This window comes from Salegentibacter haimaensis (assembly GCF_054121495.1).
Window position 1 is genome coordinate 1 of record NZ_JBSYGH010000034.1, and the last position, 2,064, is coordinate 2,064.

At 31.7% G+C, this 2,064-nt stretch carries 3 protein-coding genes; all 3 read right to left on the reverse strand.

Features of this window, described 5'->3' with window-relative positions; all coding sequences use genetic code 11:
- Window positions 1-202 precede the first annotated feature (202 nt).
- Window positions 203-385 (reverse strand): hypothetical protein, encoded by a 183-nt coding sequence (locus ACW6QP_RS15320; protein WP_457911751.1) that lies wholly within the window; start codon window positions 383-385, stop codon window positions 203-205.
- A 267-nt stretch (window positions 386-652) separates the two neighbouring features.
- Entirely contained in the window at window positions 653-835 is a 183-nt protein-coding gene (locus ACW6QP_RS15325; RefSeq protein ID WP_457911751.1) for a hypothetical protein, read from the reverse strand.
- A gap of 174 nt (window positions 836-1,009) precedes the next feature.
- Window positions 1,010-1,966: a toll/interleukin-1 receptor domain-containing protein gene (locus ACW6QP_RS15330; protein WP_457911752.1), complete on the reverse strand. Its 957-nt coding sequence runs from the start codon at window positions 1,964-1,966 to the stop codon at window positions 1,010-1,012.
- Window positions 1,967-2,064: the final 98 nt, after the last annotated feature.

Consider the following 2,064-nt stretch of genomic DNA (forward strand, 5'->3'; position numbering starts at 1 on the left):
AATTCAACGCGCTAAAAAATATAAACTATTGAAATAAAGAGAATTAAATATTAAATTTGGAAGAGAATCTGGTTATTACTTTTCATAGGATACATTGTTGTCAATCCGTAGCGACACAGCTGAGTGAGCACGAAAGATTTGCCGATTCGTTTTTTAGTCCGCAAGAGTGATAAATTAATCCGCGGCTGAGTAAAAGTTCGCTTTAAATGGAATCCACGGTTTTCTCTTTTTTACTTTTATATCTTAAAGAGGCGGATATTATGAAAGCTGGAGTTATAAAAACTGCTATCAATGTTTTAATATCTATCAGTTCATAGAACCCAACAATTATTGATATAAATAATATGGCGTTTAAAATGTAGTAGCCTACTTTATTAATTTTCATTGGTTTTCATTTTATATTTTGCTCAGGAGCTATGGTTGACAACGTCTCGTATAAAAACTGTGCGAGCCAGCCAGAATGATTTTCCGAAGGAAAATCAGACGATGCAAGCCAGCCAGGTTTTTCGATTAGACTTTAAAGATAGCATTGTTTTTATATGTTGTTGTCAATCCGTAGCGACACAGCTGAGTGAGCACGAAAGAGTTGCCGATTCGTTTTTAAGTCCGCAAGAGTGATAAATTAATCCGCGGCTGATTAAAAAAGTCCGCTTTAAATGGAATCCACGGTTTTCTCTTTTTTACTTTTATATCTTAAAGAGGCGGATATTATGAAAGCTGGGGTTATAAAAACTGCTATCAATGTTTTAATATCTATCAGTTCATAGAACCCAACAATTATTGATATAAATAATATGGCGTTTAAAATGTAGTAACCTACTTTATTAATTTTCATTGGTTTTCATTTTATATTTTGCTCAGGAGCTATGGTTGACAACGGTTCCGGCTATCGCAAGTTGCGGGAGTAAGGACGCGGATTTGTCGGCTTAGTTGTTTTAATAATTGGTCTCTAAAATAGAAATTTTTAGCATGCAACCCGTTATTTGCGATGAGCCGTTGTTATGCGGCGTTAATTCTTGGAAATATCCTTAATACTTCTAATTAAATCGTTTGTTTTCTCAATGATTTTAGGATCATAGTTATTTGTTGATATTGAAGAAAATGAAGAATCTGTTGTTAAATTCCAATTTTCAAATATTTCTTTGAAATCATTAGGATTAATACTGCTCTCGAAAACATTAATGTAAAATTTACCAAATGAAATAGCGTGAATTCTATCTGCATTTTTAATACTTTCACTCATATAAGATTTGGAAAGAGTAAATGCATATTTTGATGATGCTAATAATAAAATTAACAAGATAGCACCTTTAATGCCTAAATATATAGTCTTATTCCAATCGAAATTAGTGTTGTTGAAAATATCAGTTATTATTATGATAATTGCACCTATTACCCCTATTACTATTGATAAATACCCAATCCAATTCCATAGATTTGCCTTCTTCTTTAATTCTGATTCTCTTTCCTCTAAGTCTTCAATTATAGGTTCTATGTATTGAACTATAGAAGTATTTATTTTCTCAATTCGTTTCTCGATTTTTTCCTTTTCTGCTGCTTTTTGCCCTTCATTTTTAAATATGGCTTTTATTATACTAAGAGCAACATCTTCCGCAGTCATACCAATACAATCCAGATACAATCTATTCCCAATTTCTGGTGGTAACATTGTATAATCTAATAGAACCGGTAAAATTGTTTTCTTCCTATTTTCTTGGGAATAACCTAAGATTTTATAAAATTCATTTGATGAATTTTGAGATTCAAAATATTGTGGAGTTATAAATGTTACATAATAATCTGCTTCTAAAATTTGCTCAAAAATTTTCTCTGATAGAAATTCTCCATATTTTACTTCGTAATCGCTAAGGACAAAATATCCATTATCAATTAGAATTTTTCTGATTTTGTCAATTTTTTCTTTATTGCGATGGGAGTAGCTTAGAAATATTTTTGGTTGATTCATTTTCTCTTATTAATGACGCATAACGTCTCGTATAAAAACTGTGCGAGCTGGCGAGCTTGATTGTCCGTAGGACAATCCGCTGAGCAAGCGAGCACAAA

What these genes read in the sequence shown, in the direction of transcription:
- ACW6QP_RS15320 (WP_457911751.1), bottom strand. Translation starts at nt 385, where the DNA reads ATGAAAATTAATAAAGTAGGCTACTACATTTTAAACGCCATATTATTT.
- ACW6QP_RS15325 (WP_457911751.1), bottom strand. Translation starts at nt 835, where the DNA reads ATGAAAATTAATAAAGTAGGTTACTACATTTTAAACGCCATATTATTT.
- ACW6QP_RS15330 (WP_457911752.1), bottom strand. Translation starts at nt 1,966, where the DNA reads ATGAATCAACCAAAAATATTTCTAAGCTACTCCCATCGCAATAAAGAA.